Below are 26051 nucleotides of genomic sequence, written 5' to 3'. Positions count from 1 at the left end.
AGCCAGTCAATGCGGCAGCGACTGGAAACAAAACCTTGCATCCTTGGCAGGCACGCCGCGGAGCACGCCTTAACTGCGGCAATTTGACGAAAAATTCACTGAATGATCGTCTGTGTCGATCACCCTTTCCGCAACATTGCATGAAACCTTTTGCGACTTTCGCCGTATGGAAGTCTCTAGCAAACTTAATCTGAGTTAAGGGGAACATCATGCCAGGCGATAATGCGAAGAAGGCTCTGATTGACAGCCTCAACGGCCTGCTGGCCGATTACTTCACGCTCTATCTCAAGACCAAGAACTACCACTGGCATGTTGCCGGACCGCAGTTCCACGATCTTCACCTCCTGTTTGATACGCAAGCAACCGAGCTTTTCGCGCTGACCGACATTATCGCCGAACGCGTGCGCAAAAATGGCGGCGCTACGCTGACCGGCATTGGCGCAATCGCCGACAAGGCCAGCATCAAGGACGACGACCGGGCCAAGGTTGATGCGATGGACATGGTCAAGGCCCTGCGCGACGATAACGTGGCGCTGGTGAAAGCCATCCGCGCAGTCAAGGACGCAGCCACCGCCGCGGGTGACAATGCCACCGAAGGCATGGCCGATGACTGGACCGATCAGGCCGAACAGCGCGCCTGGTTCCTGACGCAGATCGCGGCCTGAGTCACCGCACCCAAATAACAACCCCGCACCCCCGCGCAGGCGGGGGCCTCGTGGTTGCTACAGAAAATCTGCAGAAATTGCCTGAGGCCCCCGCCTGCGCGGGGGCGCAAGGTTCGGCAAAATCATTGAATCCATTCGTGTCGAGCGAAGTCGGGATACGGACCTGCCCGCTCAAAACGTCCCGCTGGTCGCAATACCGATCCCGCCGGGCCGCGTATCAAATCCGCCCGCGCGCAAAGCATCTGCCGTCTCTTGCGACAGCCCGGACAGTGTCAGATCAGCCTGCCAGCGCCCATCTCCGGTCAGGCGCAGCGTCAGTTGCTCCATGCCTTGCGCGCCGCGCATCGGCACCACCAGCGCGCCCTTTTCGCACCGCGCCTTGCCCGACAGCATGATAGCATCGGGCAACAGCGGCCCAAGCGAGGCCAGCGTCAGGCCCAATGTGCCTTCGGCTTGCACGCAGGTTCCACCTGCAAATCCGGCTGAGAAGTCGGTAAAGTTGATCGCCGTCACTGGCAGACCGCCCAGCCCGCCCGGCAGGGCAAGGCTACCATTGGCGCGTGAAACTCCGCCCCCGGCATAAGCCGTGGCCGAAAACTCTTCGCGCATGACCGAAAACTGCGCGCGCCCGATCAGCAAAGGCAGCGGATCCAGCCCTGCTTCGACCGTACCCAGCGGCAACGGCCCCAGATTGAGATCGGCGATTCGCCCATCCCACACGGTCCCTTCAACACTGCGGGCTGAAACATTCTCCGGCGCAGCCAGCCCCAGCACCAGCCGCAGCGGCAACAGCACAATCAGCGCCAGCACTACCGCCCCGACCAGGGCAAATCTGCCCCAACGGCTCCCTGAGCCCTTTAGCGCGGCATCGCGCACAAATATCCAGCGCCCGATCACGATCCGCCCCGTCCAGCACTTTGGCTACCCACCCGGCGCAACGTGACGTTGACCGAGATCGTGCCATCGGGCGCAGGCGTCATCGTCAATTGCTCCACCGCCAGCCCTTGCCCGCCCAGTCCATCGAGCCACGCGAGGGCTGCGGTGGCGCGGGCCGTTGGGATCGTCAGCACCACCATGTCGCTGCCCTGCCGCTGGCTGGACTGGACGACAAACCCTGCGGCCTGCGCGCTGGCACCGGCTACTTGCTCAACCGGCCCGGCCAGCGCCGCAGCCTTGGCTGCAGGCGCGCGCTTCAACACTTCAATTCCCGCGACGATGCGCCCGGCGCGCATGGTCACCTCGCGATGGCGCAGGGCGGCTTCGTTCAATGCGGTGCCCAGCGGCAGGATAATGCCATAGACCAGCACGATCAGCGCCGTCAGCCCGACCGCTACACCAACAAGCCAGCGCTCACGCCCGGTCAAGCCGATAAACCACGCAGAAACCCGGCCCATCATGGTGCCCTTACCGTAATGGCGGCAACCGTTGCGCCGGTAGGATCAGGGGCCAATGATGGTGGCACGGTCACTTTCCAGCCCTGATTTTGCAGCGCGATCAGCACGGCATTCACATCATCGGCGCGCGGCGCTGCGGCGGTAAAGCGCAATGTGCCGTCTGCGCCATAACCCAGATCGCGCAAGGTCACCCCCGGAACGTCGCGCAGAATATCCAGCAAAGCCGCAGCGGGCGCAACAAAGCTTGCCCCGCCTTCGCCGCGCTGAGCAAGCTCGGCATTCAACAGCCGTTCTGCCGCATCAAGATTGGTCGCCGCCGGGAACCGCACTTGTGCCAATTCCAGCGCGCGCGCCTCTTCGGCATTGCTGTCGATGTTCCACTTCACCACCCACACCAGCATCAGTGCCAGCGCCAGCAGCGCCGCAATGGCTGCCATGCGGGCAAGGCCGATCCAGTTGGCACTGCGGAACACTGAAACCCGGCGCGGCGCATATTGCCCTTGCCGCAGGTTCAGCGGCGGCGCTGTATGCAATGCGGCCAAGCGGCCCAGCAGTTCATCGCCGGTCAGCGCCGATTGCTCCTGCCCCTCGGCCAGCACGGCCACCAGACCCGGCTCTGCCGCAAAGGCCGCCTCGGCCGTACGCGCCACCAATTTCCCGCCCAGATCAGCCAGCATCAGGCCACGCTCTGGGCGCGGTAGCAAAAGGGCCGCTGGCACAATCGCCTGCGGATCAATTCCCCGCTCCGCCAGCAATGCCAGCCAGCGGTCCATGGTGGCGGTGCCAACACGGCAGGCAAGCAAGCGCCCTTTGTCTGCGCCCACGGCCAGATGCTGCACGGCTTCAAGCCCGCCCTGCGCCAGCCCAAGCCGCTCTGCCGCCAGCGCTTGCGCCACCGGCATATCAGGCAAGGGTTTGTCGATCACCGGGGTGTCTGCCGCCGGAACCAGCACCGTCACCGCACCATGATCGCCCCACGGCGCCGCCTCGGCAGCCGCATCAAACGCCATTTCGCGCCCAACGCCGCCCTGCCCAACGCGCCACCAGTGCCAAGGCGCGTCAGCCTGTGCAGGCAGCAAAACGATCAAGCCGTCAGTTACAGGTGGGGCAGCAGCCATCGCAGGCGTTCAGTTCTGCCCGGCGTAGATATCGGCGTTCAGATCGGTCCCGCCCGGCTGGCCATCGGCCCCCAGCGAAAAGATCTCGAACGGCTTCCCGTCACGCCCGGGCACCTGATACTGATAGGGGCGGCCCCATGGATCGTTCGGCACGTCTTTCACATAGCCGCCCGAACGGTAATTCTGCGGCATCGAAAGATTGGCAGGCGGCGTCCGCAACGCATTCAGCCCTACGCCTAGCCCTGGATAGCTGGACAGATCGAGCCGGTACATTTCCATGCCCTGTTCCAGCGTGGCAATATCGCTGCGCGCCTTCACCACCATGGCCTTGTCCTGGCTTGGCAGCACGTTGATCAGCACCACGGTTGCCAGCAGGCCGATGATGAAGATCACCACCATCAGTTCGACAAGGCTGAAACCGTTGCGGCGGCGCTTGTTTTCGGGTTCGGGTGTCTGGGTTGCGGTATTTTGAGTCATGATCCCATTTGGCATAATCAAAGTCCGGTAAGGTTCTGAAGCTGCAAAATCGGCAGCAGGATGGCGAGGATGATCAGCGCCACCACCGTGCCCATCACCACGATGATCGCAGGCTCAAGCAGCGCCATCGCAGCGGCGGTAAAGGCTTCGAATTCGCGCTCAAGATAATCGGCGGCGCGCTCCAGCATCGGCCCAAGCTGGCCCGCTGCCTCCCCGCTCGCCGCCAGATAGACCAGCAGCGGCGGGAACGTGCCTGCTTCACGCAATGCGGTGGACAGTGATCCGCCTGCCCGCACTTTCTCACTGATCCCGGCCAGCGATTGCGCCTGCACGGCGTTGGAAACAGTGCGAGTCGATAGCCGCAATCCGTCCACCAGCGGCAACCGGGCCTCAATCATCGTGGCCAGTGTGCGCGCCAGCGATGCGGCATGAACATCGCGGATCAGCTTGCCGATAAAGGGCAGGCGGAGCAGACCGCGATCGAACCGCAGCTTGAACGCTGGTTGGCGCAAACCGCGCACAAACCCCAGCACGCTCAGCGCGATGAGCAACAGCAATGCCCACCACCATGCACTAAGGAACTGCGAAATCCCGATCACCAAGCGCGTCAGCATCGGCAATTGCCGCGCGGCGTTGTCAAACTGCTCCACCACGCGCGGCACGACTGAAACCATCAGCCCGACGACGACGCCGATGGCCACCAGCGACAGCACGATGGGATAGGCCAGCGCTGCGATGATCTTGCCGCGCACTTGCGCCTGTTTTTCCAGCATGTCGGCCAGCCGGTCGGCAATGGCGGGCAGGCTGCCCGAGTTCTCGCCTGCAGCAATCATCGCGCGGTAGATCGGCGGGAAGCTCGGCTCCTCCCGCCGCATCGCCTCGGCCAAGGGCAAACCCTCGGTCACCCCGGCATGGACGTTGGCCAGTATGCCTTGAGCCTTGGGTTTTTCGGTCTGCCGCGAAATCGTGCGCAGCGTTTCCTCCAGCGGGCTGACCACCATCAGCGATGACAATTGCCGGGTAAACAGCGCGAGCTGCTTGGCCGAAAGCTTCGTGGCGAACCACGCGATGCCGCTGGTGCTCGTCGCCGCGCGCCGGGCCGATGTGGCGGCATCGGCGCTCACGCTGACAACGTAATACTCCCGCGCCGCCAACTTCTCGCGCGCCGCAGCCTCGCTCACCGCTTCAATCGCGCCGCGCCGTTCGGTCCCTTTCGGGTCAATCGCGTGATAGGCAAAGCGCGCCATCAGCCGTCCCGCCGCATGATGCGCGCGGCTTCTTCCGCACTGGTCACGCCATCGCGCACCATGCGCCGCACCGCCTTGGCCAGTGTGGGCGAATCGGCAAAGGCGTGGCGTGCAATCGCCGCTTCATCGGCATTATCGTGGATCATCTGGCGGATGGTGTCATCCACCCGCACCGCCTCGAACACGCCAACACGGCCCTGATACCCGGTCTGCGCGCACTGATCACAGCCCTTGGCCGTCCACACCGTGCGCACTTTTTTCAGGCCCAGCACTTCGGCCATGCCTGCATCGATCTCACGGCTTTCCCGGCAATGCGGACACAGCCGCCGCACCAGGCGCTGCGCAATCACCGCGCGCAAGGTGGAGGCGAGCAGGAACGGCTCCACCCCCATATCGCGCATCCGCGTGATCGCCCCTGCCGCATCGTTGGTGTGCACGGTGGACAGCACCAGATGCCCGGTAAGCGATGCCTGCACCGCGATGTCCGCCGTCTCCTTGTCGCGGATTTCGCCGACCATCACCACGTCCGGGTCCTGCCGCAGAATGGCACGCAAACCGGCGGCAAACGTCAGTCCCACCTTGGAATTGACCTGCGTCTGGCCCACGCCATCCACAGCATATTCCACAGGGTCTTCCACAGTCAGGATATTGCGCGCGCCATCATTCAGCCCGCGCAGCGCGGCATAGAGCGTCGTCGTCTTGCCCGATCCGGTGGGGCCGGTCACCAGCACGATGCCGTTGGGTTCGGCCAGCGCGCGGCGCAGCGTGTCTTCGGCCTTCGGATCAAGGCCCAGCTGGACCAGATCGATCCCGGCGTTGTCCTTGTCCAACAGGCGCATCACCACGCGCTCGCCCGCGCGGTTGGGCAGGGTAGAGACGCGCACGTCCACCAGTTTTCCGCCCAGACTCAGTGATATGCGCCCATCCTGCGGCACGCGCCGCTCGGCAATATCGAGCCGCGCCATCACCTTGATGCGGCTGACCAGCACCGGCGCAACGTGCGGCGGCATCCGCAATTTCTCGGTCAGCACGCCATCGACGCGCATCCGCACCACCAGCGCGGTTTCATAAGGTTCGATGTGAATGTCCGACACGCCTTGGCGCAGGCTTTCGGCGATCAGACCGTTGATCAGGCGGATCGCAGGAGCATCGTCGGCACTGTCCAACAGGTCTTCGGCCGATGGCAGACCGAGCGCGAGCGGGTCCAGCCCATCGCCTGCAATCCCCATGTCACCGGCCACTGCGGCAGCCGCACCGTCGACCGCGTAAACATCGGACAAGAGGCGTTCAAAGTCGGCTTGGTGCACTTTATGTGCAGTTAGGTGTCGTTCAGAAACGCGCCTGATTTCGAGCAAGGCCAGCGGATCGCCCCCTTCACGCATGGCCACGACCACTTCGGTGTCGGTCACGCTTTCCACCAGCACACCCCGGTCCCGCGCAAAGGCATAGGGCACAGAAATAGGCACCGAGAGCGGCACTATGCTGGCCACCGCATCCGGCACCATCACGGTCAGCCCTGCAATGTCCTGCGCTTCGTCCATCGGCTCAATTCTGCGCGTTGCTGGGAGGAAGTTCGGCCTGTTCCAGCGGCGCAGGCGTTGCGCGCGGGCGGATCAGCGTATCGCCGGGGGCCACCACCGCCACTTGCGCCGTAGGCGCGGCCGGCAGGGTTGCGCCCATGTAATCAACGATCAACTCGTCGATGCTGGGTTCCCGCTTGGGTTCAAAGGCAACCTGCGCATCACGTACCGTGCCATAGCGGCGGGCAGACAGCGCCTGACGATCTGCAGCATTGCGCAGGATCGTGGGGCGGATGAACACCATCAGATTCGTCTTCACCCGGCTGCGCGCGCGCGATTTGAAAGCCTCACCGATGATCGGAATGTCGCCCAGGAACGGCACTTTCTGCAAAGTGCGCTGTTCGTTATCGTCCAGCAAGCCGCCAAGCGCCACGATCTCGCGGTCACCCACGGTCACCGTCGTCTTGATCTCACGCTTGTTGATGATGAGTTCGTTCGAGGTGCGCGATACAGTGCCCGCAATCGAGCTAACTTCCTGCCGCAAGTCCAGCCGCACAAGGTTTCCGGCATTGATCTGGGGCGTCACGTCCAGCTCGATACCCACGTTTTGCCGCTGGATCGTGCGGAAGGTATCGCTGAAATTGCCGCCCGAAAGCGCCTCTCCGGTGGTAATCGGCACTTCCTGCCCGAACAGGATCGAGGCGGGAACATTGTTGTTGGTGGTGATGTGCGGGGTGGAAAGGATGTTGGAATCCTTGTCCGTCTGCACCGCTGTGATCAGCGCGCCGAGGTAGGTGCTATTGCCAAGATCGGTCAGGAAGCCGGAATAGCCACCGCGAGCCGAGCTGATGGCATTGACCGCATTCTGGCGCAGCAGATCGCCTGCTGCGCTGTTGGTAGAGGTGGTGACGGTCTGCCCGTTGATCAGCGTGGTCGTCTGGTCAAAATTGTCGGCCAGCAAACCGCCTGCAATATCGATGATGTTGGGCGACGAGTTGGAGAAGTTGGTGACGGTGAACGGCTTGTTTTCCCCACCGAACAGAAGCTGGACACCCAGTTCGCGCGCCACATTGTTGGAAACTTCGACGATGATCGCTTCGACCAGCACTTGCTGCTGCGGAATATCAAGCTGGCGGATCACTTCGGAAATGCGGCGCTGTTCATCGGCCGGCGCGGCGATGATGATCGCGTTGGCCCCCGGATAGCGCGTGACCGTGGCATTGCCGCGCCCGTTGGCTAACTTGATCGGGCCGCTGCCCAGCCCGCCTGCAGTTGCGCCGATGGGACTGGTGGCGTTGCCTCCCGTGGCCGCAGAAGGCCCGGTGGAGCCTTGCGTTCCGGCAGAAGACGTGCCGCTGCCGCCCACGCCGCCAAGCGAAATGGGGGCCGCACTGGCCGAAACCACCTCGCCGCCGCCCTGCCCGCCAAGCAAGCGTTCGAGCACCGGCACCAGTGCCGCGGAATCGGCATGGTCGAGCCAGACGACCTTGATTTCGCCGCCCAAGGCCGCCTTTTCATCCAGTTGGCGGGCCATGGCTGCAAGCTTTGCCAACGTGGCCGGTTCGCCGCGCATCAGCACGGCATTGGCGCTGTCTACCGCAACGACTGTGGCCAGCGAACGCCCGCCTTCACCGCCTGCGGGCACCAGTTGCGTGAGCGCCGTGGCAATTTCGCGCGCGCCAGCGTGTTCGAGCATCACGGTCTGCGTGGCGGCATTATCCCGATCGATGTCGGCCAGCAGTGCGCGGATACGGCGCATGTTGTCGGCGTAATCGACCACGACCAGCGAATTGCCCGATTTGTTGGCGGTAATCGCCCCGTCCTTGCTGATCAATGGACGCAGCGTTTCCACCGCTTGCACCGCATCGATGGCGCGCAGGCGGATCACTTCGGTGACCATCTGGCTTTGCATCGCGCCCCGGCTGCCGATGCGGCTTGGATTGCTGGCCGCACCATCGGCGGGCTGAATGCGGAACGCGCCATTACCGGTAGGCACCGCGATCAGGCCATTGGCGCGCAGGGTGGAGAGGAACACCTCGAAATACTCCGACCGGCTAAGCGCCCGGTCGGACACGACACTGACCTTGGTCTGCACGCGGCTGTCGACAATGAAAGTGCGCCCGGTGACTTCGGCGGCATCGGCCACGAAGGCCCGAATATCCGCCTCACGCACATTGAGCGTATACTGCGCCAATGCGGCCTGCGGAACGGCAAGCGCGAGAGCGGCGGCACCCAACAGAAGTTTCGGAGAGCAAATTGAGCGCATTTTCATGGTGAAGTCGTTCATGGCGCGAGCGTGATCGCAAGGGGAAGCTGGCGATCACCGCGCTTGACGGTGACCGCAATCGAAGCGCCGGGACGCAGCGCGGCAGACAGGGTGGCAGCATCGGGAGCACCGGTTATCGGCTTGCCATCGATGGCCTGGATCACATCGCCCGGCTGAAACCCTGCAGCACGGAAGGTAGCACCATCGCCCGATGACAGCACTTCAAGGCCCACCACACGGCCCCCTTCGGCGCGCGGGCCGAAGTTCACCCCGGTACGCAGCGCTTCCACGCTGATGGGGCCACCTGCAGAGCTGGCTCCGGGCGGCGGCGCAACGGGGTTTGCCGCAACCACATTGGCCGCATCGGGCGCGGTGCCGGACTGATCAAGATAGAGCAGTTCCTTGGCACCATTATGTGCAAGTTCAACATGATCGAAGGCCACAGCCGCAAGCGTTACTCCCGGCTGGACTTCGGCCCCCACGCGGTAGACCTGCTGCATGCCATCCGCTCCGGCGATGATGGCAGTGCCGCCCCCACCGGGCGTTGCGCGCGTGGCAAAGAGCGTGAGCGAAAGTGAAGTGACCGCGCCGCTCGATTCGGCCTGAGCCGCAGGTGCGGCATTGCGGTTGAAAGGATCGACGCTGGCAAACAGGGCCGCGCGCGCAGAGGGCGACATGATTCGCACGCCCTGGGGCAGCCATTGGCCCACCGGCGATACGGGGGTGACGATAGCCCAGAACAACGCTGCACCAAGCACGGCGATAGTCACAGCCAGCAACCACCACAGCACCGCGTGCAGTGATGGCAGACCCGGCGCATTGCCCGGCTTTATCAGCGTGATTCCCCCGAATCTCAAACGCGTTTCCCTTCCGATGGGACAGGCATAGCCGCGTGGCGCCGATTCACAAACGCCTGCCGCCAATCGATCTTCCAACTGGCCCAAGCAGCCATTTGCTACGGTGGTGTGACAAGACCGTGGCAATCGCGGCTGGGCGGTCTCTGGCTGGATGACAAGCCGCTTAGGTTAGGCCAGACATACCTGCGATGCTACATTTCCTGCCCTTCCCGGTTCATCGCATGGCGCTGCGCACGGCCCACGCCCTGCGCCTGCGCTGGTGGCGGCTGACAAAGCGGACGGTGCGTGGCTGCAGTGTGATTGCCATCGATTCAGAAGGCCGCATCCTGCTGGTGCGCCACAGTTATCACGCCTGTGATACATGGATGTTGCCGGGCGGAGGCGTGGGCCGGGACGAAAACCTGCTGTCTGCCGCGGTGCGCGAACTGGCCGAGGAGACCGGCTGCGTTCTGACAGGGGCTGCACATATCGGATCGGTCACTCTGGACCGCAGCGGATGGACCAATCTGATCGAATTGATCTGCGGTCACGCGGAAGGCAAACCTGCGCCGGACGGGCGCGAGATTGAGGAGGCGCGCTTTTTTGCGCCTGATGCCCTGCCTGAGCGGACGAGCGGGCCGACTCACCAAATGATAGCGAAGTGGCAGGATTACAAAGCGAAGCTTCAAAACGGCAATTCGGCCTGAAGCACCGGCAGCGCCGCATCCTGTGCGGCTTCGTCGGCCTCTTCCCCTTGAAGCGCGGACAGCGTTAATCCCATCAGGCGGATCGGTTTGGGCAGCGGCAATTGCGCATCGAGCAGATCGCGCGAAAGAGTGGCAAACTCAGCCTTGTCTGCAATCACGCGCGGCAGCGATTTGGCCCGGGTGCAGGGGGTGAAATCGTTGAACTTCATCTTGAGCGTGACCGTCCGGCCCTTTGCCCCACTGCGTTCGATCCTCTCCCACACGATCTCGATGATGTGCTCCAGCGTCTCACGCAGGGCCGAACCTGACGAGATATCCCGCTCGAAGGTGCGTTCGCCGCCCACCGATTTGCGGGCGCGGTCTGCTTTCACCTGCCGCAGGTCAATGCCGCGCACAGCGCGATAGAGGTAATCGGCCTGACTGCCGAAGTTTTCGCGCAGGAAGGCAAGGTCTTTGGCGCGCAAGTCTGCCCCGGTTTCGATGCCCAGCCTGGCCATTTTCTCCGCCCCGCGCGGGCCGATGCCGTGGAAGCGGCGGACCGGCAGGGCCGCAACAAAGGCAGCGCCCTCACCGGGACGGATCACGCACAGGCCATCGGGCTTGTTCTGATCGCTGGCGATCTTGGCCAGAAACTTGTTGTAGGAAACGCCCGCGCTGGCGGTAAGGCCCGTTTCGGCGTGAATGCGCTGGCGGATCAGTTCGGCGATGCGGGTGGCAGAGCCGATGCCGCGAATGTCATCGGTCACATCGAGATAGGCCTCATCGAGCGAGAGCGGTTCGACATGCGGGGTGAAGTGCAGGAAAACGCTGCGGATCTGCTGCGACACCGCCTTGTAAACATCGAATCGGGGCCGGCAAAAGATCAGGTCGGGGCACAGTTGCACCGCGCGAGCCGACGGCATGGCCGAGCGCACACCAAACTTGCGTGCTTCATAGCTGGCGGCGGCCACAACCCCGCGGCCCGATGATCCGCCAACCGCCACTGGCAATCCGCGCAACGACGGATCATCCCGCTGTTCCACGCTGGCAAAGAATGCGTCCATATCGACATGGATGATCTTGCGGATGCCAGTGGCTGTCCGGTCGGGTTCAAGATCATCGGGTGAGAGCGCCATTCGGGCACGATACGCTGTTTTGCAACGCAACATAAAGGGTAGGAATCATCCGCGATCTGGGCCACTAGATCGTTATGTCTTCGAACAAAATTCCAGATACCTCACTGGCAGTGGGTCCGCGCGCAATGGGGGAGCGGGAGACCATTGCGATGATGGCGCTGGTCATGGCGCTGCAGGCTTTGGCGGTGGACGCAATGCTGCCTGCGCTGGGCTTCATCGCTGGCGATCTGGGGGTGACCGATCCTAACCAGCGGCAACTGGTGATCGGCGCATTCATGCTGGCCTCGGGCTTTGCATCACTGTTTCCCGGATCGCTGGCGGACCGTTACGGGCGCAGGCCCGTGCTGCTTTCATGCATCGGACTGTACATTCTGTTTTCGCTGGGCTGCGCGCTCGTGACATCGTTCGATGCACTGCTGGTGATGCGTGTGCTCCAGGCGATTGGCTGCGGTGGCCTTGCCGTGTTGCCGGGCGCAATCATCCGCGATCGGTTTTCGGGCGATCAGATGGCCAAGCAGATGTCGATCATATCGATGGTGTTTCTGGTGGTGCCAATGCTGGCCCCCAGCATTGGTCAGATCGTGCTGCTGTTTGCCGGGTGGCGCTGGATCTTTGTGTTTCTTGCCGTCATGGCCGTGTTGATGGCATCATGGGTGTTCATCCGCCTGCCAGAAACGCTGCATCCTGAATTTCGCCAGCCGATCCGCCCGATGGCGATTGCGGTGAACATGGCGGGAGCCGCCACCAATCGTTCGGCCATCGGCTATGTGCTGGGCGGGGCAATGACGTTTGGCGGGCTGATCGGCTACGTGAACTGTTCGCAGCAACTGGTGGCCGAGCACTTCGGCGCAGGCGAGACATTCCCGCTGCTGTTCGGCCTTTCGGCGCTGATGATGGCGATGGCGAACTTTTCAAATTCGCGCATCGTGGAGCGGTTTGGCGCACGGCGCGTGTCGCACACGGCGGTTCTGGCGTTCATCGTGGTCAGTGCGGTGCAAGTGTGGTTTGCCAGCGGAACGGGCCAGACACTGTGGCAGTTCATGCCGCTGATGATCATGAACATGATCCTCATCGGCTTCATCGGTGCCAACTTCGGATCGATTGCTCTGCAGCCCTTTGCCAGCACGGCGGGATCGGCCAGTTCGATGCATGCTTTCTTGCGCATGGTCATCGGATCGGTCATCGGCATTGTTGTGGGCCAGGCTTATGACAACACCGCCCTGCCGCTGGCCATTGCCCTGCTGGTGTCCGGTCTGATCAGCCTTTCGCTGGTGATGTACAGCGAGAAGGGGAAATTGTTCCGCCGTGTCCACCCGCCGGGCACGCCGCGCCCAATCGTGCTGGAGCATTGAGCGAGAGCTTCAAGCGCTCCCGGTCATCGCCGTTTTCGGCAAGCGAGAATGCACCGCGCAGGCCTGCATTGCTGCAACAGCAGCTTCGGCGGTGTCTGGTCGGCCAAAGTGGAAGCCCTGGACCAGCCGGATACCCAGCGCGTGGGCTGTTTGCGCCTGAGTTTCATCTTCGACACCTTCGATCGTGCAATCGATACCAAGCTGCCATGACAACGAGATGATCGTGCCGACCAGTGTGCGCGCGCCCGGATCGGTCACAAGGGCGCGGGACAGCTCCTGATCGATCTTGATCATGTCAAGCGGGAGCCGGTGCACCTGGCTGAGGCTGGACCAGCCTGCGCCGAAATCATCGAGCGCGATGCGGAAGCCCTTGGCACGAAACGTCTGCAATTGCGCCTCGGCGCGCTTGGCATCGGCCAGCAGAGCCCGCTCGGTCACTTCCAGAATGATGGACCCGGCAGGCGCGCCAGCCTCTTGCGCCAGCCGCCACAGAGCGTCTGCCGTGCCAGACCGCATCACATCACGCGGGGCAAGATTGATCGAAAGCGTGCGGCCATAGTCCCACGCGCGACATTCGTGCAGCGCGCGGGCCATGATCATGCGAGTAAGTTCGCCGGTACGCCCCGTGGCTTCGGCCAGTGCCATGAACTGCCCCGGGGCCAGCCAGCGTTCGCCATCGGGGCTCCAGCGGACGAAAGCTTCGTACCCGGAAATTGCCCCTGATTGCCCATCGATTATCGGCTGGTAAAGCAGGCGCAAGCGGCTGGCCAGATCGCTGTCGTTGAACAGCCTGGTAATGGCAGCGCGGTTTTGCAGTTCCGCTTCATCATCCGGGCTGAACACCACTACTGTGCCGTCGGATTGCTCCTTGGCCTTGTAGAGCGCGGCATCTGCCCGTTCAAGGCAATCGCTGGCGCTGGGGCCATCCATGCGATGCACGCCGACTGAACCGGACAGACGCAAGACAACCCCGCCGTGCAGAACGGGCGCACGCAGCGCTTCGGAAAGCTCCGTAGCCAGCTTATGAACCATTTGCTGATCGAGATCGGCATCGAAAATCGCTGCGAACTCATCTCCGCCAAGGCGGCCGAAGCAGCGAATGCGTTCAAACGTGGCCAGACGCTGTGCCACAGATGCAAGGACCGTATCGCCGGCAGCGTGGCCATAGGTATCGTTTATGTGCTTGAAGCCATCAAGATCGATTAGCGCAAGCCATGCCTTGCCTGCTTCGTGGCGCGGAGCGACAAGCTCCTGATCCAGCCGGGCGAGTATCGCCCGCCGGTTGAGCGCACCTGTCAATGGATCGATAGTCGCTTGCTGAAGGTTTTCATGCGCCAGTTGCGCCGCTTCACGCTCACGCCGGGCAAGCTGCTGGCGGGACAGTTCAAGCCGCACGAAATCGCGATGGTGGCCATTGGTGACAAGCAGCAGGATCGAGGTGATGACGACCTGCACCAGCAGCACCATTAGCGTGTTCGGATGGCCGCTGAACAGGATCTGTCCAGTTGTCGGAATCGTGATCGCGATGGCAATACGCAGGGCCGTGAGTGGGGAGTGGCCGAGCCCGAGAATTCCAGAAAAAAGCGTTATGGCAGTTACATAGTGAATGAAAGACTGCTGGGCTGTATCGCCATGAGCGTAAAGGAGCATAGTCCAGCCAGCGAACACAAATGCGGAAACGGCGCCGACCCAGCTCATGGCGCGCAGATCGCGGCGCAAGATGGCCAGTGGCCGTTTTTCCACGGCCCCCGGTCGCCAATGGATCGCTCTCCATGCTGCGAAGCTGCCGATGATCGTTGGTCCGAACAATGTAAGCCAGACCGGAGCGTGCCCGTAAAACTTCAGTGAAGTTAAAGACGTGATGAACACCACAACCGTGTAAAGCAGCGGCAGGCGATGGGATAGGCTTCTGGCATAGGCAATGGTGAAGCCATCGCCTTTGTGCATATCCCATCGGCTGAAGGATCCCCGCCCAAGCCGGAACAACCGGCCCAACACGCCCGACCGCGCAGGACCGTTGATATGAGCAAATAGGTTTGGCCGCGTGGTCATTCCCGCGCGGTCTAGCAGGCTCTGGTTAACACTGGGTAAGGGACAAATACTTGGAAAAACGCGAGTCTATTGTGAGAGAGCTTCGACCAGCGCTTTGACTTTTTTCTGTCGCCACTGCGGCAATGGTGCCACCAGCCAATACCCGCGCCGTGATCGTTCAGCCTCGCCAATGGTCACAACTCGGCCCGAACTGATCGAACCTTCGGCCAGCTGAAACGGCACATGCGCCCGGCCCAGCCCCGCCCGTGCAGCGCTTATGGCAGTACCGGCATCACCCACCGAAAAGCCGACATCGCCTCCACCCGGCGCAGGATCGCCGGGCCAGCCGATCCAAGGACAATCTGCGGCCGCATCTGGCGCGCACACCGTGACCATCACCGGTTGCCCAAGAGCAATCCCTTCAAGATCACCGGGCCCTTCGGACCAGCGCACCGCAAGATCGAGGTTCGCTTCGGTGAAATCAATGTCAGCATCACCGCCTACAAGCGAAAAGCGCATCTGCGGATTGCCTGCCCGAAATGCCGCAAGCCGGGGCGAAAGCCACGCGGCAAAGAAATCGCGTGGGCAGGCAATGGTGTAGACGTGGCTCGATTGCCCCGCCTGCATGGATTGCACGCCTTCTTCAAAACGCAGAAAGCCTTCACGGATGGCATCGAGTCCGGCACTCGCCTCGTCGGTCAGCTCCAGTCCTTTGGACGTGCGGCGGAACAGGACCACGCCCAGCAGATCCTCAAGCGCGCGGATCTGCTGGCCAACGGCAGCAGGCGTTACCGCCAGTTCGTCTGCCGCGCGGGTAAAAGACAGATGGCGCGCCGCTGCGTCCAGCACGCGCAGGCCATTGAGGGGGAGATGTGTCCGCTTCATTGCGAACCGGCTTTAGTTGGCAGGAGCGGGCGCTGCCAGCGGAAAGAACGGTATGGCCACATCAAACAGCGAACCATCGGCGCGCTGCATTGTGTAATGCCCCTCCATGCTGCCGTGATGCGTGCCGAGCGGACAGCCGGAGACATAGTCATGGCTTTGCCCTGGCTGGAGCACCGGCTGTTCTCCGACCACGCCATCGCCATCAACGAAATTCACCATGCCCCGCCCATCGGTGATCCGCCAGTGGCGTGAGAGCAGGTGCACGGGCTGATCCGAATCGTTTTCGATGCGAATATGATAGACCCAGAACCACTTGCCGGCCTCTACCCGTGATTGTTCGGGCAGAAAGTTGACGGCGACTCGCACCGTGACCCCATCGGTCATCGCGGCATGCTGAAAAAGCTGCTTCATATCCCCTAAACTATCGCAGAACGCCGCGCGTTCCAATCCGCTTGTGCAACTTTGTGGCGCTTGCCCGAAAAGGCAATGCAGCGCAGAGCAGAGGCGATGTTGATCCGCGCGTCTGCCATTGTCTGTTCGGTCCGCCCTCACGGTGAACATGGCGCAATCGTGCGGGTAATGACCTCCGAGCACGGCCTGGCCGCCGCATTCGTATCGGGTGCGCGCGGACGGGAGTTGCGGCCTGTGCTGATCCCGGGAAACCTGATTACCATCGAAGTGCGCGCACGCGCCGGAGCGCAACTGCCCTCTGCCCGAGTCGAACTGGTGGCTAGCCGTGGGCCGTGGCTGTCTGAACCTCTGCCGAGCGCCGGGATTACGTGGGCCTGCACCTTGACTGCATCCACCCTGCCCGAGGGCCACGCCTATCCGCTGCTGCATGATTCGCTGGCGGCACTGCTCGATGCCATTTGCCACGCGCCCTCCGCGCGCGGTTGGGCGCGTGTCATGGCTGGGTATGAAGTTCTGCTGCTGCGCGAAGTTGGTTATGGCGCGGCTCCGGCCCCACCGCCTGAGGAAGATTGGGAGAGCCTGCTCGCGCGGCTGGAACGGCAGGGCAAGGCCATTGCCAACCGCCTGCTTGCCGAACGGGCGCGCGATGTTATGGGGGCGCGCACGATTCTGCTGGACCGCCTGCGCCGCATCGGCGGCGGGTGAAGGCCGAGCGGCTGACGGGAACGACAAAAAGGGGTCGATGATGAAGATTGCGGTTCTGCCGGGCGATGGCATTGGCCCCGAAGTGACACATGAAGCCGTGCGCGTGATCGAAGCACTGGGCATTGCCGGGATCAAAATGACGCAAGGTCTGGTCGGCGGCGCGGCTTACAAGGCCCGTGGCCACCCCTTGCCTCCCGAAACACTCGATATTGCGCGCGAAGCTGATGGTATCCTGTTCGGCGCGGTGGGTGATCCCGATTGCGACGCGCTGGACCGTCATCTTCGCCCCGAACAGGCGATCCTTGGCCTGCGCAAGGCGCTGACCCTGTTTGCCAACCTGCGCCCGGCCAAAGTCTTTGCAGGGCTCGAAGGCCACTCCGCGCTGCGCCCCGAAGTGGCAGGTGCCATCGACATGGTGATCGTGCGCGAGCTGAACGGCGATGTCTATTTTGGCGAAAAGGGCTTCCGCACCGCCGCCAATGGCGACCGCGAAGGTTATGACGTGATGTCCTATTCGGAAAGCGAAGTGCGCCGCATCGCGCATGTCGGCTTCCGCACCGCGATGGGCCGCGCCAAGCGTCTGTGCTCGGTTGATAAGGCCAACGTGTTGGAAACCAGCCAGTTGTGGCGCGATGTGGTGGTCGAAGTGGCCAGGGACTACCCCGAAGTCGCGCTCGAACACATGTACGTCGATAATGCCGCGATGCAGCTTGTCCGCGCGCCGGGCAAGTTCGACGTGGTGCTGACCGGCAACCTGTTTGGCGACATCCTCTCGGATCAAGCCTCGATGTGCGTCGGCTCCATCGGTCTTCTCGCATCGGCCTCGCTAGGTGAACGTGAAACGGCATACGGCACGTTCGGCCTTTATGAACCGATTCACGGTTCTGCCCCAGACATTGCGGGTCAAGGCCTTGCCAACCCGATGGCGACGATCCTTTCGGCGGCCATGCTACTGCGCCATTCGCTCGGCCTTGCTGCCGAAGCGGACCGCGTGGAAGCCGCAGTGGCGAAGACTTTGGCCGATGGCGTGCTCGGCGGCGACCTTGGCGGGACGGCGGGCACCACAGAAGTTGGTGACGCGGTGCTTGCAAGGCTCTAAGGGCCGCGCACTATGCTCCAGCTTGCCGTCATACTACCCACCTATCGCGAACGCGCCAATATCGCGCCAATGGTCGCGCGCCTTGATGCCGCGCTGCAGGGCGTGGTGTGGGAAGCGATCTTCGTTGATGACAACAGTCCTGATGGCACCGCCGAGGAAGCGCGCCGCATCAGCCTGTCTGATCCGCGCATCCGCGTGATCGAGCGCATCGGACGGCGGGGCCTCGCCTCTGCCGCCATCGAGGGCATGTGCGCCACCGCCGCGCCGATTGTGGCGGTGATGGACGCCGACCAGCAGCACGATCCGGCGCTGCTGCCGCAGATGCTGGCCGCAGTTGCAGGGGGCGAATACGACATCGCCTATGCCTCACGCTTTGCCGAAGGAGCGAGCACCGCAGAATGGGGGCGCCCAGACCGCGTGAAGGCATCGGGCCTTGCCAACCGCATCGCCAACAAGGTGACCGGCGTGGAACTGTCCGACCCGATGAGCGGTTACTTCATGCTGCGGGCTGAAACCTTGCGCGCCGATGCGCACCGCCTTTCCGGTGTTGGGTTCAAGATTCTGCTCGACATTCTGGCCACGGTGGACAAGCCGCTCAGGGTCAAGGAATTCCCCCTCAATTTCGTCGCCCGAACCGAGGGTGAGAGCAAACTGGACCAGACCGTGATCTTCGAATTCCTGGTAGGCCTTTACGACAAGTGGCTGGGCCGCATCATTCCGACACGCTTTGCTCTGTTTGGAACCGTGGGTGCGATGGGCGTTGTCGTCCAGTTGGGCGCTCTATGGATACTGCTAAAGCTCGTTGCGGGCGAGCGCTTCGTCTATGGCAACTGGTCGGAGAGCGCTACGTTCAACACCGCCAACACGCTGGCGGCGATCATCGCGATGAGCTTCAACTTCGTGCTGAACAACGAACTGACCTATTCCGACAAGCGTCTGCGCGGCTTTGGCCCGCTGCTGCGCGGCTGGGCACAGTTTGCGCTCACCTGCTCGCTTGGGCTTTTGACCAACGTGGGATCGGCCGCTGTGCTGAAAACCATCGGCTTTCCGGCGGTCATCGCCGTGATCGTGGGCATTGTGCTGGGTTCGGTGTGGAACTTCGCGCTGTCGTCACGCTTCGTCTGGGGCAAGTACTAAGCCTTGGTCTCCTTTTTTGCGCAACCTGCAGGACCTTCGACATTTGCTCCAGGTGGAGCCGAAAAGTGTGATTTCCGAGCACTGGAGCGCAGGACATCGTGCTTCGCAGGCCCGCATGGGGCGAATGTCGAAGGTCCTGCTACTTCCAGCTATCGAGCCAGGTGTAGTCCCGGTACGAATCCCTGCGTGGCAGTTCTGCGGCTGAGATGATCGGGTAGAAGCCGATGAACAGGCCGAAGGCGAGGACCAGCGTCACTTTGGCAGGCCAGCGCAGGCCAATGTCCCACCATTCCGCCAGCACCAGCGCCAGCGCGGCATAGAGGAAGCAACTGGCCAGCATGTAGTGGTAGTAGAACTGCACCGGCTTGCCATTGATCGCCCAGAACCCAACGAGCAGAGCATAAGCGGCAAACACCAGCAGGCGCAGGCGGTTACCTTTGAAGCCATCCCATGCGCAGAACAGCAGCGCGGGCAGGCCGGCCAGCATCGTGAACGGATTGCCCAGCATCAACACGCCGCGCTGCGCGCCGTCGACATTTTCATAGAGGAACCAGATCGGCCGGATGTTGGCCATCCACTGCCACCACACGCTCATGTAAGTGTGGGGCTTCTTCACACTGTCCTGCAATTGCAGCATATATTGCTGCCATTCGATCAGGCGGCCCACCGTCATCGGGTCCTTGTCATAGAAGAATGCAGGCAGGAACGTCGCGAAATAGACCAGCAGCGGCAGCCCGCCCAGCCACAGTGCCGCCTCGATCAACGACACGCCGGGGATGGGCCCCGCCTGCCGGGACACCCAGAGCAGACCCATGCGGCGGCCTTTCAGCGCTTCCCAGCGGTTCAGCGCAAAGATCAGCCCCGGCAGCGGCACCAACAGCGCTCCGTTCCACTTGGCCCCCAGCGACAGGCCCATGAACAGGCCAGTGAGCATCAGATGCATCCGCGCGCGACCGATCCGCCCCGATGGATTGCGCCAGGCCAGCGCCCATTGCCACATAGCCAGCGCCATGAACCCGCCCATCGCCATGTCGAGCAGGGCAATGCGCGACATAATGAACCAGATGAAATTGGTAGCCAGCAGCAGGCCGAACACAATCGTGGCAGTACGTGAAAGGCTCGCCCACCACAGGCTGCGCATCATCGCCCACAGGCCGATCACGCCCAGCAAGGCTGAAGGAAAGCGCCAGCCGAACGCGGTATCGCCGATCAGTTGCATCGACCACGCAATCAATTGCTTGGCCAGCAGCGGGTGTTCGGGATTGAGCCGCTCTGTCAGTTCGATCAACCGCCGCGCGGCGGGAAGATAGTGAATCTCGTCAAACATCATCGTCGAAGGGATGGCGATGCGGTGCATCACCACGACGAAAAATGCAGCGGCGATGCCCGCACACCAAAGGGCGGGGTCATTTTCGCGCGGACGATCAGTAGAGGAGAGCATCATCTGCGCGGTGGAATAGGGCCGCCACGCCAAGTTCGCAATCCTGCTGCTTGCGCAGGCCCCCGCGCAAAACTAAGGCAGGCTCATGAAACGCACCACCGGCCAGGACCGTTCGATCACCCGCAATTGGCGCCCCGCAACGCAAGCCATCCGTGGCGGCACGTGGCGTTCGGAAATGGGCGAGACGTCCGAAGCACTGTTCCTGACCTCGGGCTTTACCTACGACGATGCCGCCACCGTCGCCGCGCGCTTTGCGGGCGAGGCTGAGGGCATGACCTATTCGCGCCTGCAGAACCCCACCGTGCAGATGCTGGAAGAGCGAATCGCGCTGATGGAAGGGGCCGAGGCCTGCCGCACGCAGGCCACCGGCATGGCCGCGATGACCACCGCCCTACTATGCCAGCTTTCGGCAGGCGATCACATAGTTGCCGCCAAGGCCGCGTTTGGATCGTGCCGCTGGCTGGTGGATAACCTGCTGCCGCGCTTCGGCATCACCGGGACGACCATCGACGCTTCGGATAACGCTGCGTGGGAAGCCGCAATCCAGCCCAACACCAAGGTATTCTTCTTCGAAAGCCCCGCCAACCCGACGATGGACGTGGTCGATCTGGAGTTCGTCTGCGGTCTGGCCAAAAGCCATGGCATCACCACCGTGGTCGACAACGCCTTTGCCACTGCCGCGCTCCAGCGTCCGATGGACTTTGGTGCCGATGTCGTCGCCTATTCCGCCACCAAGATGATGGACGGTCAGGGCCGCGTGATGGCAGGGGCGGTCTGCGGATCGGCGGACTGGATCAACAATGTGCTGCTGCCGTTCCAGCGCAACACCGGCCCGAACATCGCCGCGTTCAACGCATGGGTAGTGCTCAAAGGCCTCGAAACGCTCGACTTGCGCATCCAGCGGCAGAGCGAGAATGCGCTCAAGGTCGCCAGCTTCGTCGAGGCCCGAGTGCCGCGCCTGCTCTATCCGCACCTGCCCAGCCACCCGCAGTATGATCTGGCAATCAAGCAGATGAAAGCAGGCGGCACAATCTTCTCGTTCCACCTCGATGGCGGACTGACACAGGCCCATGCGCTGCTCGATGCGCTAGAACTGATCGACATTTCCAACAATATCGGCGATTCGCGTTCGCTGATGTGCCACCCGGCCTCGACCACGCACTATGGCGTCGGCCCCGAAACCCGCGCCGACATGGGCGTGGGTGAGGGCATGCTGCGATTGAACGTCGGACTCGAAGACCCGGATGACTTGATTGAGGATCTCGATCAAGCGCTGCTTAAGGCAGGGCTTTGATCTTCAGCGACTGATCGTTGCCCGAGCGGAGTTTGATCAAGTGCGCCCTCATCTGGGTGCGCATCTGCAGCGTCCATTTTGTCCTGCGTGATCAGGCAGTTCTCTGCTCGCCCCATCGTCCAGTTCTTGCCAAGACGCACCTTGGCATTTGGGGCACACCAGATTTCCCCGGATTCATCCAGCGCGGTGACCCAGATCAGATTGTGCTCCTGCCCATAATCAATCAGGCCAATGGCATAGCCGTCCCCCTTGCCAAGCACGTGCAGGGGGATCGTCGGGTTGAGTTGAGTGAACACGGACCGCTCCTGACCGCCCAGAACGGGCAGTCTTTTGCTCGATCAATCCACAAAATCGGTGGGAAGTTCCCACCGGTTTGCAATCACTCGGTTCTGGCGGCAGCTTCCAGCGCTTCGATGCGGGCTTTCAGCAGTTCCACTTCTTCGCGCGCCGTAGCGGCAAGTTCCTTTACCGCGTCAAATTCCTCGCGGCTGACCAGATCGAGGCCACCGAAAATCTCGCGGGCTTTTTCGCGTGCGTTTTCTCCCGCTTCGCGCCCCATCCCCGCAATCGTTCCGGCGGCGCTGTTCAGCAGCTTGACGAAATCGGCGATCACGGGGTTTTCACTTTGCATCGGGCTTAGGTCCTGCTTGGCGTTGTAGCTGCTATGTGGGCAGGAAGGCCGCGCGTCGCAAGTGCCAATCAGTGCAATCAGATTTCTACCCGGACCGTGTTGGAGGGCCCGAACTTACCATCAGCATCGGGGTTCAATTGCACAAACTGGTATGTGAGCACCGCCGCAAAGCAGACCCAAGCCAGATAAGGCAGCATCAGCATCCCGGCGACAGGACGAATCCGCCAGAACAAGGCAATCGTGATGACGATGGCCACCGCCATCGCAACAGTGATCCAGAACGCCGCGGTAATCTGGTGCAGCGCAAAGAACGTGGGCGACCACGACAGGTTGATAATCAATTGCACCACGAAGGCTGCCGCCGCCATTGCCCGCCCCTGTGCACCGCGCGCCGAAAGGATCATCGCCAAAGCAATGCCGATCATCACGTAGAGGATCGACCAGACGATCCCGAAAGCAGCCGGGGGTGGATAGATCGACGGCTTTTGCAGCGCATCGAACCACGGATTGCCTGGCCCGCTGCCAGCTGCCTGGCCGGACAGAAAACCAAGGGCGACAACGAGCGGCACCGTGAACAGAGACCAACGCAGAAGGCTGGCACGAAGTTGGCCGGAAGAAGCAAGGTAGTTCATGTCACCCGTTGGTTGTGCGCCTGTTCACCATCATGCGGCGCGATTCGCTGCCGATATTGGCCGGGTGCAGCGTCGTGCGCAATGCGAACTCGATCCTGCCGCAATCCCGGACGGATACAATAACGGGGGAAAACTCAGCTCCGTTGCGCACAGATAAGAAATTCGACGTTTCCTTCCGGGCCCGTGATCGGGCTTTGTACGATACCCTGCACCACCCAGGTGCCGCTTTCCAGCCAGCCACGCACTTCGTTGCAAACACGGTCATGCAAAGCGGGATCGCGCACGACGCCTCCTTTACCAACTTCGACCTTCCCTACTTCGAACTGCGGCTTGATGAGCGCGACCAGTTGTGTAGGTCGCGCTGCCAGTGCCAAAGGTACTTCCAGCACCTTGTGAAGCGCAATGAAGCTGGCATCGCAGACAACCCATGTTGCCGGGCGATTGATGTGTGCCAAGGTCAGTATCCGCGCGCTGGTCTGCTCCAGCACTGTCACGCGCGGATCCTGACGCAGCTTCCAGGCCAGTTGGTTTGTGCCTGAATCCACAGCAAAAACATGCTCTGCGCCACCCTGCAGCAGCACATCGGTAAATCCGCCGGTCGAACTGCCGATATCCATCGCGGTCACGCCTGCCGGATCAAGTCCGAAGTGCGCGATTGCGTGCGCCAACTTTATCCCGCCGCGCGAAACCCACGGGTGGTCGCGTCCGCGCACGTCCAGTGGGGCTTCAGCCGGCAGTAGTTGCCCGGCCTTGGCGATCTTTGTTTCGCCCGTGAACACCAGCCCCGCAAGGATCAGCGCCTGTGCGCGGGCACGGCTTTCCACAAGGCCGCGTTCGACCAGCAACTGGTCCACGCGCATTTTGTGTTTTGGGGAATGGGTTGAGGTCACGCTGCATCCCTTCCATACCTGCCCCATGAAAATCAATCGCGCTCCACGCCTCGCCCCGTTTTTTTCGTCCCCCGCTTTTTCCTGTGCGTTGGCCCTGTTGGCAAGCGCGTGCAGCACGCCGCAGGTTGTGCCGCCGCCTGCGCCGCAACCTGCATCTCGCCCCAAAACACCCCCGCCACCCATTCCGCAATCACCGCCTATCAAGGACTGGCGCGATGCGCCGCAGACTCCGGGCGACTGGCGTTACGAGGGCGGCACCGCGCAATTCGGTTCGGCAACATCAACCTTGTTCGCACTTCGCTGCAACCGCGCCAACCGCGCGATCAGCGTCATCCGCACCGGAAATGCACCGCAAGACCTGCCGATGACCATCTCAACCACCAGCGAAACCCGCTCACTTTCAGCCACCCCGCAAGGGACGGTGCAACTGGTAGTGCCTCTGCCAGCCAATGATCGGCTGCTCGATGCGATGGCCTTTAGCCGGGGCCGCTTTGCGGTAGAGGTCAACGGCCTGCCAACGCTCTATCTTCCAGCCTGGCCTGAAGTGGCGCGCGTGATCGAGGATTGCCGGAGATAACACGCGATTGCGGGGGCGTTTCGCAACTGCGAAGGCGCGCATACTGACGCCAAAATAATTTCATGCAAGACTTGTTGTTTGCGAGCGAATGAATCACATTCGAACCAAGTCAGCCAGTCAATGCACCGGCGGCCCAGCAGCCTGAAAGGGCTGCGATTTGGCTCAACAGCGCGAAAGGAGGTGATCCGATGTCTCATGGTTCAGCACAGAGGTCGGTACAGTCCCGCGCGAGGCATTATCGCTAAGTTTCGATTAAGCGATAGAGGCTTCGTGGGCGGCACTTCCGGCCGCTGACCATGCGAAGGGCCGCTTCGGATTGACCGACGCGGCCCTTCACATTTATTACATTCCTCTTGCGTTTCACGCAACAATAGTTCACGGCGCGGCATCTTCGATTCTAGCGCAAGGACTGCCTCTCATGGCGAGCATCGCCGAAAACAGCCTCACCTTTACACACCATCCGCACCCTGCCCCGGTTGCTGCGGACGTGCGCGAGGCTGTGCTGGCCAACCCCGGCTTTGGTGCTGCCTTCACCGATCATATGGTCGAGATCGACTACACCGAAGGGTCCGGCTGGCACGATGCCCGCGTAATTCCTTATGGCCCGATCGCTCTCGATCCAGCAGCAGCCGTGCTGCACTATGCGCAGGAAATCTTTGAAGGCTTGAAAGCCTATCGCCTTGCAGACGGGGGCATCTCGCTGTTCCGGCCCGAAGCCAACGCCGAACGCTTCAACGCCTCGGCCCGCCGTCTCGCCATGCCAGAACTGCCCGAAGACCTGTTCATCGAGGCGGTGCGTCAGCAGGTGCTGGTCGATAAGGACTGGTTCCCCACCGTCGAAGGCGGTTCTATGTACTTGCGCCCCTTCATGTTCGCCAGCGAAGCCTTCCTCGGCGTGCGCCCGGCCAAGCAGTACAAGTTCATGGTCATCGCCAGCCCGGCAGGGAACTACTTCAAATCGGGCGCGCCTGCGGTGTCGATCTGGGTTTCGGACTATACCCGCGCAGCACCGGGCGGCACGGGCGCGGCCAAGTGTGGCGGCAACTACGCCGCCAGCCTCGTCCCCACAGCCGAAGCATTCTCGCGCGGGCACGATCAGGTGCTGTTCCTGGATGCCGCCGAACACAAGTGGGTCGAGGAACTGGGCGGCATGAACCTGTTCTTCGTGTTCGATGACGGCTCGATTCTTACGCCGGAACTCACCGGCACGATCCTGCCCGGCATCACCCGCTCCAGCCTGCTCAAACTGGCCGCTGAAGAAGGCCTGACGGTGCGCGAAGGCCGCTACAGCCTTGACCAGTGGCAGGCCGATGCTGCTTCAGGGCGTTTGCTGGAAACCTTTGCCTGCGGCACGGCGGCAGTGGTCACCCCGGTGGGCAAGGTCGCCAGCCAGACGGGCGAATTCACCATCGGATCGGGCGGCCCCGGCCAGTTGACTCAAAGCTTGCGGAGCAAGCTCGTCGGCATCCAGCGCGGCGAAATCACCGACACGCATGGTTGGGTAAAGCGCATCGCCTGAAGGCCAATCCGCAAACTACACACGCAAACAAAGCACCTTGCGCCCCCGCGCAGGCGGGGGCCTCAGGCCATTTACGCCAATGTTCCGCAACACCCCTGAGGC

Annotated in this window: 26 protein-coding genes; 9 read left to right on the top strand and 17 right to left on the bottom strand. The window is 62.3% G+C overall.

What is annotated here, in order from left to right:
- Positions 1–209: 209 nt before the first annotated feature.
- Entirely contained in the window at positions 210–665 is a 456-nt protein-coding gene (locus tag AC2A1F_RS11940) for a Dps family protein (protein ID WP_484208969.1), read from the top strand.
- 171 nt (positions 666–836) lie between these two features.
- Here the strand turns inward: AC2A1F_RS11940 and gspN are convergent, their stop codons facing one another.
- The 8 genes from gspN to AC2A1F_RS11900 form a co-directional block, all read right to left on the bottom strand.
- Positions 837–1475 (bottom strand): type II secretion system protein N, encoded by a 639-nt coding sequence (gene gspN / locus AC2A1F_RS11935; RefSeq protein WP_484208968.1) that lies wholly within the window; start codon positions 1473–1475, stop codon positions 837–839.
- Positions 1476–1558: 83 nt separating this feature from the next.
- The gene (gspM, locus tag AC2A1F_RS11930) at positions 1559–2059 is read right to left on the bottom strand and encodes a type II secretion system protein GspM (RefSeq protein WP_484208967.1); all 501 of its coding nucleotides are present in this window, start codon (positions 2057–2059) and stop codon (positions 1559–1561) included.
- The gene (gspL, locus tag AC2A1F_RS11925) at positions 2059–3147 is read right to left on the bottom strand and encodes a type II secretion system protein GspL (protein ID WP_484208966.1); all 1089 of its coding nucleotides are present in this window, start codon (positions 3145–3147) and stop codon (positions 2059–2061) included. The genes gspM and gspL overlap by 1 nt, the downstream gene beginning before the upstream one ends.
- A 39-nt stretch (positions 3148–3186) precedes the next feature.
- Positions 3187–3654 carry a type II secretion system major pseudopilin GspG gene (gspG, locus tag AC2A1F_RS11920; protein ID WP_484208965.1) on the bottom strand — a complete coding sequence of 156 codons (468 nt, stop codon included), beginning with the start codon at positions 3652–3654 and terminating at the stop codon, positions 3187–3189.
- A gap of 17 nt (positions 3655–3671) precedes the next feature.
- Positions 3672–4901 carry a type II secretion system inner membrane protein GspF gene (gene gspF / locus AC2A1F_RS11915; protein WP_484208964.1) on the bottom strand — a complete coding sequence of 410 codons (1230 nt, stop codon included), beginning with the start codon at positions 4899–4901 and terminating at the stop codon, positions 3672–3674.
- Positions 4901–6406, bottom strand: a complete 1506-nt coding sequence (gspE, locus tag AC2A1F_RS11910) for a type II secretion system ATPase GspE (RefSeq protein WP_484209036.1) — start codon at positions 6404–6406, stop codon at positions 4901–4903. The genes gspF and gspE overlap by 1 nt, the downstream gene beginning before the upstream one ends.
- A gap of 40 nt (positions 6407–6446) precedes the next feature.
- Positions 6447–8657 (bottom strand): type II secretion system secretin GspD, encoded by a 2211-nt coding sequence (gspD, locus tag AC2A1F_RS11905; RefSeq protein ID WP_484208963.1) that lies wholly within the window; start codon positions 8655–8657, stop codon positions 6447–6449.
- Positions 8658–8704: 47 nt separating this feature from the next.
- The gene (locus tag AC2A1F_RS11900) at positions 8705–9544 is read right to left on the bottom strand and encodes a type II secretion system protein N (RefSeq protein ID WP_484208962.1); all 840 of its coding nucleotides are present in this window, start codon (positions 9542–9544) and stop codon (positions 8705–8707) included.
- 221 nt (positions 9545–9765) lie between these two features.
- On the opposite strand from AC2A1F_RS11900, the gene AC2A1F_RS11895 reads away from it, so the two are divergent.
- On the top strand, positions 9766–10230 hold the full coding sequence (locus AC2A1F_RS11895) for an NUDIX domain-containing protein (protein ID WP_484208961.1): 465 nt from the start codon (positions 9766–9768) through the stop codon (positions 10228–10230).
- Here AC2A1F_RS11895 and dinB read toward each other — a convergent pair.
- Positions 10209–11345: a DNA polymerase IV gene (dinB, locus tag AC2A1F_RS11890; protein WP_484208960.1), complete on the bottom strand. Its 1137-nt coding sequence runs from the start codon at positions 11343–11345 to the stop codon at positions 10209–10211. The genes AC2A1F_RS11895 and dinB overlap by 22 nt on opposite strands.
- A 74-nt stretch (positions 11346–11419) precedes the next feature.
- Between dinB and AC2A1F_RS11885 the strand changes: the two genes are divergently transcribed.
- Positions 11420–12697, top strand: coding sequence for a multidrug effflux MFS transporter (locus AC2A1F_RS11885; protein ID WP_484208959.1), 1278 nt, complete (start codon positions 11420–11422; stop codon positions 12695–12697).
- A gap of 9 nt (positions 12698–12706) precedes the next feature.
- Here AC2A1F_RS11885 and AC2A1F_RS11880 read toward each other — a convergent pair whose 3' ends face one another.
- The 3 genes from AC2A1F_RS11880 to apaG form a co-directional block, all read right to left on the bottom strand.
- On the bottom strand, positions 12707–14749 hold the full coding sequence (locus AC2A1F_RS11880; protein ID WP_484208958.1) for a putative bifunctional diguanylate cyclase/phosphodiesterase: 2043 nt from the start codon (positions 14747–14749) through the stop codon (positions 12707–12709).
- 66 nt (positions 14750–14815) lie between these two features.
- The gene (locus tag AC2A1F_RS11875) at positions 14816–15613 is read right to left on the bottom strand and encodes a LysR family transcriptional regulator (RefSeq protein WP_484208957.1); all 798 of its coding nucleotides are present in this window, start codon (positions 15611–15613) and stop codon (positions 14816–14818) included.
- A 12-nt stretch (positions 15614–15625) separates the two neighbouring features.
- On the bottom strand, positions 15626–16024 hold the full coding sequence (gene apaG / locus AC2A1F_RS11870) for a Co2+/Mg2+ efflux protein ApaG (protein ID WP_484208956.1): 399 nt from the start codon (positions 16022–16024) through the stop codon (positions 15626–15628).
- A 96-nt stretch (positions 16025–16120) separates the two neighbouring features.
- On the opposite strand from apaG, the gene recO reads away from it, so the two are divergent.
- From recO to AC2A1F_RS11855, 3 genes are read left to right on the top strand one after another with little or no spacing between them, the layout of a single operon-like run.
- Positions 16121–16729 carry a DNA repair protein RecO gene (recO, locus tag AC2A1F_RS11865; RefSeq protein ID WP_484209035.1) on the top strand — a complete coding sequence of 203 codons (609 nt, stop codon included), beginning with the start codon at positions 16121–16123 and terminating at the stop codon, positions 16727–16729.
- Positions 16730–16769: 40 nt separating this feature from the next.
- Positions 16770–17828, top strand: coding sequence for a 3-isopropylmalate dehydrogenase (gene leuB, locus AC2A1F_RS11860; RefSeq protein ID WP_484208955.1), 1059 nt, complete (start codon positions 16770–16772; stop codon positions 17826–17828).
- A gap of 12 nt (positions 17829–17840) precedes the next feature.
- Positions 17841–18965, top strand: a complete 1125-nt coding sequence (locus AC2A1F_RS11855) for a glycosyltransferase (RefSeq protein WP_484208954.1) — start codon at positions 17841–17843, stop codon at positions 18963–18965.
- Positions 18966–19104: 139 nt separating this feature from the next.
- Here AC2A1F_RS11855 and AC2A1F_RS11850 read toward each other — a convergent pair whose 3' ends face one another.
- A complete protein-coding gene (locus tag AC2A1F_RS11850; protein ID WP_484208953.1) occupies positions 19105–20439 on the bottom strand; it encodes a phospholipid carrier-dependent glycosyltransferase in 1335 nt (444 codons plus the stop codon).
- Between the two features lie 52 nt (positions 20440–20491).
- On the opposite strand from AC2A1F_RS11850, the gene AC2A1F_RS11845 reads away from it, so the two are divergent.
- A complete protein-coding gene (locus tag AC2A1F_RS11845; protein WP_484208952.1) occupies positions 20492–21700 on the top strand; it encodes a trans-sulfuration enzyme family protein in 1209 nt (402 codons plus the stop codon).
- On the opposite strand, the gene AC2A1F_RS11840 is transcribed toward AC2A1F_RS11845, so the two are convergent.
- From AC2A1F_RS11840 to AC2A1F_RS11825, 4 genes are all read right to left on the bottom strand, one after another.
- Positions 21673–21996 carry a hypothetical protein gene (locus AC2A1F_RS11840; RefSeq protein WP_484208951.1) on the bottom strand — a complete coding sequence of 108 codons (324 nt, stop codon included), beginning with the start codon at positions 21994–21996 and terminating at the stop codon, positions 21673–21675. The genes AC2A1F_RS11845 and AC2A1F_RS11840 overlap by 28 nt on opposite strands.
- An 83-nt stretch (positions 21997–22079) precedes the next feature.
- On the bottom strand, positions 22080–22331 hold the full coding sequence (locus AC2A1F_RS11835; RefSeq protein ID WP_484208950.1) for an accessory factor UbiK family protein: 252 nt from the start codon (positions 22329–22331) through the stop codon (positions 22080–22082).
- A 77-nt stretch (positions 22332–22408) separates the two neighbouring features.
- Positions 22409–22963, bottom strand: coding sequence for a TspO/MBR family protein (locus AC2A1F_RS11830; RefSeq protein ID WP_484208949.1), 555 nt, complete (start codon positions 22961–22963; stop codon positions 22409–22411).
- 134 nt (positions 22964–23097) lie between these two features.
- Positions 23098–23880, bottom strand: coding sequence for a TlyA family RNA methyltransferase (locus AC2A1F_RS11825; RefSeq protein ID WP_484208948.1), 783 nt, complete (start codon positions 23878–23880; stop codon positions 23098–23100).
- A gap of 70 nt (positions 23881–23950) precedes the next feature.
- Between AC2A1F_RS11825 and AC2A1F_RS11820 the strand changes: the two genes are divergently transcribed.
- Positions 23951–24430 (top strand): hypothetical protein, encoded by a 480-nt coding sequence (locus AC2A1F_RS11820; protein WP_484208947.1) that lies wholly within the window; start codon positions 23951–23953, stop codon positions 24428–24430.
- Between the two features lie 418 nt (positions 24431–24848).
- Positions 24849–25949, top strand: coding sequence for a branched-chain amino acid aminotransferase (locus AC2A1F_RS11815; RefSeq protein WP_484208946.1), 1101 nt, complete (start codon positions 24849–24851; stop codon positions 25947–25949).
- The last annotated feature ends 102 nt before the right edge of the window (positions 25950–26051 follow it).

Source organism: Novosphingobium sp. HNCC26BN242, from assembly GCF_057180525.1.
Note: the sequence above shows the minus strand (reverse complement) of the source record. Positions and strands in the feature narration are given on the sequence as shown.

What these genes read in the sequence shown, in the direction of transcription:
- apaG (WP_484208956.1), bottom strand. Translation starts at nt 16,024, where the DNA reads ATGAAGCAGCTTTTTCAGCATGCCGCGATGACCGATGGGGTCACGGTG.
- AC2A1F_RS11855 (WP_484208954.1), top strand. Translation starts at nt 17,841, where the DNA reads ATGCTCCAGCTTGCCGTCATACTACCCACCTATCGCGAACGCGCCAAT.
- AC2A1F_RS11940 (WP_484208969.1), top strand. Translation starts at nt 210, where the DNA reads ATGCCAGGCGATAATGCGAAGAAGGCTCTGATTGACAGCCTCAACGGC.
- AC2A1F_RS11880 (WP_484208958.1), bottom strand. Translation starts at nt 14,749, where the DNA reads ATGACCACGCGGCCAAACCTATTTGCTCATATCAACGGTCCTGCGCGG.
- dinB (WP_484208960.1), bottom strand. Translation starts at nt 11,345, where the DNA reads ATGGCGCTCTCACCCGATGATCTTGAACCCGACCGGACAGCCACTGGC.
- gspG (WP_484208965.1), bottom strand. Translation starts at nt 3,654, where the DNA reads ATGACTCAAAATACCGCAACCCAGACACCCGAACCCGAAAACAAGCGC.
- gspE (WP_484209036.1), bottom strand. Translation starts at nt 6,406, where the DNA reads ATGGTGCCGGATGCGGTGGCCAGCATAGTGCCGCTCTCGGTGCCTATT.
- AC2A1F_RS11895 (WP_484208961.1), top strand. Translation starts at nt 9,766, where the DNA reads ATGGCGCTGCGCACGGCCCACGCCCTGCGCCTGCGCTGGTGGCGGCTG.
- AC2A1F_RS11845 (WP_484208952.1), top strand. Translation starts at nt 20,492, where the DNA reads ATGAAACGCACCACCGGCCAGGACCGTTCGATCACCCGCAATTGGCGC.
- AC2A1F_RS11835 (WP_484208950.1), bottom strand. Translation starts at nt 22,331, where the DNA reads ATGCAAAGTGAAAACCCCGTGATCGCCGATTTCGTCAAGCTGCTGAAC.
- leuB (WP_484208955.1), top strand. Translation starts at nt 16,770, where the DNA reads ATGAAGATTGCGGTTCTGCCGGGCGATGGCATTGGCCCCGAAGTGACA.
- gspF (WP_484208964.1), bottom strand. Translation starts at nt 4,901, where the DNA reads ATGGCGCGCTTTGCCTATCACGCGATTGACCCGAAAGGGACCGAACGG.
- AC2A1F_RS11815 (WP_484208946.1), top strand. Translation starts at nt 24,849, where the DNA reads ATGGCGAGCATCGCCGAAAACAGCCTCACCTTTACACACCATCCGCAC.
- AC2A1F_RS11830 (WP_484208949.1), bottom strand. Translation starts at nt 22,963, where the DNA reads ATGAACTACCTTGCTTCTTCCGGCCAACTTCGTGCCAGCCTTCTGCGT.
- AC2A1F_RS11875 (WP_484208957.1), bottom strand. Translation starts at nt 15,613, where the DNA reads ATGAAGCGGACACATCTCCCCCTCAATGGCCTGCGCGTGCTGGACGCA.
- AC2A1F_RS11825 (WP_484208948.1), bottom strand. Translation starts at nt 23,880, where the DNA reads ATGGGGCAGGTATGGAAGGGATGCAGCGTGACCTCAACCCATTCCCCA.
- gspM (WP_484208967.1), bottom strand. Translation starts at nt 2,059, where the DNA reads ATGGGCCGGGTTTCTGCGTGGTTTATCGGCTTGACCGGGCGTGAGCGC.
- AC2A1F_RS11885 (WP_484208959.1), top strand. Translation starts at nt 11,420, where the DNA reads ATGTCTTCGAACAAAATTCCAGATACCTCACTGGCAGTGGGTCCGCGC.
- recO (WP_484209035.1), top strand. Translation starts at nt 16,121, where the DNA reads ATGTTGATCCGCGCGTCTGCCATTGTCTGTTCGGTCCGCCCTCACGGT.